The following is a 3884-nucleotide window of genomic DNA, read 5'->3' as shown; positions in this document are numbered from 1 at the left end:
AAGCGGGCGCCGATCTATCTAAAGCCCTGAAGCTGAAATCCACTGCACCAGGCGTATACGAGATCTATACTTCTCTCAAAAACGGTAAGTATCATTTCGCCAGTCGGAATACCGGTACACCGGAGGTGTATTCCATTGCCGGTACAGCCGTGAAAGAAGGTGGTGAAACAGAACAAACAGCCGGTACCAAAGTATATCGCCTGCGCCTGGACTTTAACAATGCAGCAGCTACGGTAACAGAGATAGGTACTATTGGTCTTTGGTTTGCACCATTGAATAAATTCTTATTTGAAATCAATTATGCCGGCGGTGGTACCTGGAAGATCCAGAACCAGCTGATCACTTTCAAACAGGAATCATGGGGCCGCGATGAGCGTTACAAGTTCCGCATTAATGTAAAAGACAGCGATGGTAATGCCGGTGAAGAATGGATCGGTAGTTCCAATGCAGATAACAACCGCCCAACTTCCGCTACACCACTGAGCTTCTGGGAGCTGCGCCCCATCACCAACAACGACCAGTGGAATTATTGCTACAAGTTTGCTACAGAAGCCGACATGAAGAATTGTGATATAAATCTTTATTTCACAACAGATAAAAACTATACCCACGAAATCATCGTAAAATAAAGACCGCTATGAAGCTGATACGATATTCCCTTTTAATGCTGTCCCTGGCCTTCACTGCATGTTTGAAAGAACCTGTAGATGATGGCCCGGGTCCGGGCGCCAATAAAGCGCGCTATGCATACGACTGGCCGCAGATAGCTGATTCTTCCCTGCAGGGGCTTACCGGTAATTTCTGGAACCAGGAGAAATACTTTAACGCCAACAATGCCGGCAACGCTACTTTTAACTACTGGCCCAACGCCCACGCGCTGGATGTACTAACGGACGCCTATATACGTAAAAATGACCCGGCCATCAAAGCCCGCATGGACGACCTGCTGGCCGGTATGAAAACGAAGAACGGCGGTACTTATATCAACCATTTCTACGACGATATGGAATGGATGAACCTGGCCTGTTTACGCGCTTATGAAGCCACGGGTGATACTAAATACAAAGACGTGGCCGTGTTGCTGTGGAACGATATCAAAGGCGGCTGGGACGATGTATGGGGCGGTGGCATCCACTGGAATAAAGACAAATCCAAAAACTACAAGAACACGCCTGCCAATGCACCTGCATGTATTATAGCCTGCCGCATGTATGGGCTTACCCAAAACCCTGACGATATCGCCTGGGCCAAAAAGATCTACGACTGGCAGAAAGCCACGCTGGTAGACCCGGTTACCGGCCTGGTATGGGATGGTATTAACCAGGATGGCAGCGGCCAGGTAACAAAGAACTGGAACTTCACTTATAACCAGGGCGTATTTATTGGCGCGGGTGTGGAGCTGTATAAGCTCACCGGGCAGAATGTATACATTAACGATGCGCTGAAAACCGCTAATAATACTTTAGCCGGAGGGTTTACCAACGCCAATATCCTGAAGGATGAAGGCGGCGGAGATGGTGGCCTGTTCAAGGGAGTGCTGGTGCGTTACCTGATGTTGCTGATCACCGATGGTAGTATCAGCAGTACGGATGTGGCAAAGTATGCCGCGTTCCTGCAACTGAACGCGGAAACGTTGTGGCTGAAAGGTACTGCACGTCCGCAGGTACTGTTTAACAAAGACTGGACCACCACTGCAGCCGGCAGCGATCTTACCACGCAGCTGAGCGGGGCTATGCTTATGGAAGCAGCAGCGAAGCTGAAAGGAATGGGACTGATGAAGTAATGAAAATGATAAAGATGGGGAGAAGAACAGTGTGGTTTATCTTTTGGTGTTTGCTGTCTGCCGGCAGCGTATCTGCCCAAAGCAACAGGCAAAAGGCGGAAATGCTGCAGCAGGCAGTGAACAAATACCTGTATGAACCTAATACCGGTTTGTATATTCAAACCAGCGACCGCAGTGTGAATCATAACCTGCATGCCGACCTTTGGGGACTTTGCGGCCTTATACAGGCTACTAATGAAATGGAACGGATCCACCCTGGTAAAACCTACATGGCGCCGGTGGTGGCAGCTATTAACCAGTATTATGACCCGGGTCCGCCTGCGCCGGGGTATGCTTCCTATGTTGTGAAAGAACGGAAGGAAGACCGCTACTACGACGACAACCAGTGGATTGGCATCGCTTACCTGGATGCCTACACGCGAACCAGGAGAAAATGGTACCTGGGGAAAGGAGAGGAGATCTACCGGTTTATGATGACCGGTTTTGACACCGTTAGCGGTGGTGGCTTATACTGGAAAGAAGGAGATGTTACTACGAAGAATACCTGTTCTAACGGACCGGCTATTTTATTGTCGCTTCAATTATATGAAGCTGTTCATAAGCAGGCATACCTGGATACAGCTTTACTTTTATACAAATGGGTGAACCGGTACCTGCGGAGTGAAGACGGGGTATATTGGGATGCCATAAAACCTGCAGAGAACAACCGTATTGATTCTGCGGCGTATACCTACAATACCGGTGTGATGCTGGAAGCGAATGTAAAGTTGTACCGCATTACGAGGAACGTACAGTATTTAAAAGAAGCCCGTTACCTTGCAGAAGGCAGTTACCGGCGCTTTTTCAGGAACGGAAGGTTTCCGTCGTCCTATTGGTTTAATGCAGTATTGCTTCGCGGATATGAAGCGTTGTACAAAGTGGATAATAATCCTAAGTATATCCGTGCCATGCAGGAGTATGCGGATAACGTATGGGAACAGGACCGGAACAGCAGTAATATGCTGGGCAACCGCCCGGAAAGGGAGTTGCTGGGGCAGGCAGGCATGATGGAAATTTATGCCCGGCTGGCCGGGATCTGACCGGATTATTGATATTGAATATAAAAAGCGCCCGTAACAACAATTGTTACGGGCACTTTTTTGTATATATGATGCTCATGAAAAACCGGTAAAGGGGTTATTTTATCGTTTTTTAAAACAAACTATCCCGGTACAAAGTTTAATTTATTGCGGGGAAGGAAGCGTGCAGCCATGTTATTATTTTGCTATTATATTACATAATTCCTTAATTTAGGGTTTTTATTATTAATTTATCGCCAGGAAAAAGTGATTCCTGATCATCGTAAAAAAGAGAAGAAGAAACCTATCCTATCCCTATGAGGCTGATGTTAATGCTGCTTTTTGCTTTCGTTCCTGTGTCTGTTTTCGGGCAGACGGCGGCGCCGGCGGCTAAAAAGGGGAATCGTGCAACAGAATTCCAGATGAAGGAGGGCAGTTATCTTAGCTTTGCGCAGGTAAATTTGAGTCTTGGTGAAATAGGCTTCCGCGTAGAGGTAGCATCCGAGCATAAAAAAAGTAATGCCCGGCTTGAGTTCCGGATAGATAAACCCAAAGGTAAAATTATCGGCACCCTGGATATTCCCTATACGGGCGACAGCACCTATGCGTTGAAGTTAACGGGTAACCTGCGGCACGCGGAGGGGGTACATGATCTGTACCTGGTGGCGAGGGGAGGGATGCCCTTCAGCATTACCGCTTTTGGTTTTATTTTTAATTATTAGTATATCCGTTCCCGTTATTTTTTTGGAAAATTGAAACAGGTGATTATCTTTGCGCTCCCTGACACAATATCAGATGCCCAGATGGCGAAATTGGTAGACGCACTGTGTTCAGGTCGCAGCGCCTGCAAGGGTGTGCTGGTTCGAATCCAGTTCTGGGCACACAATAGGTTGTAAGTATTTGACTTACAACCTATTTTTTTTGTGTCAATGTCGTTTTTGTACGCTTTTATCCGCTTCTGCCCACTATTTGCGACACATAATTGACACACGACATGACACACGAAAATTATCTTTTCTTTCCTGAGCAGACAGCCAATCCTG

Annotated in this window: 3 protein-coding genes, 1 tRNA gene and 1 pseudogene; all 5 read left to right on the top strand. The window is 47.2% G+C overall.

Annotated elements, in window-relative coordinates; translation table 11 throughout:
- Nucleotides 1–629: pseudogene (locus tag VN105_RS01555) on the top strand (hypothetical protein); the annotation flags it as partial.
- An 8-nt stretch (nucleotides 630–637) separates the two neighbouring features.
- Complete coding sequence (locus tag VN105_RS01550) at nucleotides 638–1783, top strand: glycoside hydrolase family 76 protein (RefSeq protein ID WP_325637239.1); 1146 nt, start codon at nucleotides 638–640, stop codon at nucleotides 1781–1783.
- Nucleotides 1784–1797: 14 nt separating this feature from the next.
- On the top strand, nucleotides 1798–2862 hold the full coding sequence (locus VN105_RS01545) for a glycoside hydrolase family 76 protein (protein WP_325637237.1): 1065 nt from the start codon (nucleotides 1798–1800) through the stop codon (nucleotides 2860–2862).
- A gap of 296 nt (nucleotides 2863–3158) precedes the next feature.
- Nucleotides 3159–3563, top strand: a complete 405-nt coding sequence (locus tag VN105_RS01540; RefSeq protein WP_325637235.1) for a carbohydrate-binding protein — start codon at nucleotides 3159–3161, stop codon at nucleotides 3561–3563.
- Between the two features lie 75 nt (nucleotides 3564–3638).
- Nucleotides 3639–3722 (top strand) — tRNA-Leu (locus VN105_RS01535).
- Nucleotides 3723–3884: the final 162 nt, after the last annotated feature.

The sequence above is a fragment of the Chitinophaga sp. genome, assembly GCF_035564935.1.
Classification (GTDB): Bacteria; Bacteroidota; Bacteroidia; order Chitinophagales; family Chitinophagaceae; genus Chitinophaga.
This window is presented reverse-complemented; position numbering and strand designations above follow the sequence as displayed.

Bases quoted from the DNA above. Each gene is read 5' to 3' on its own strand.
- VN105_RS01540 (WP_325637235.1), top strand. From the start codon at position 3,159: ATGAGGCTGATGTTAATGCTGCTTTTTGCTTTCGTTCCTGTGTCTGTT.
- VN105_RS01545 (WP_325637237.1), top strand. From the start codon at position 1,798: ATGGGGAGAAGAACAGTGTGGTTTATCTTTTGGTGTTTGCTGTCTGCC.
- VN105_RS01550 (WP_325637239.1), top strand. From the start codon at position 638: ATGAAGCTGATACGATATTCCCTTTTAATGCTGTCCCTGGCCTTCACT.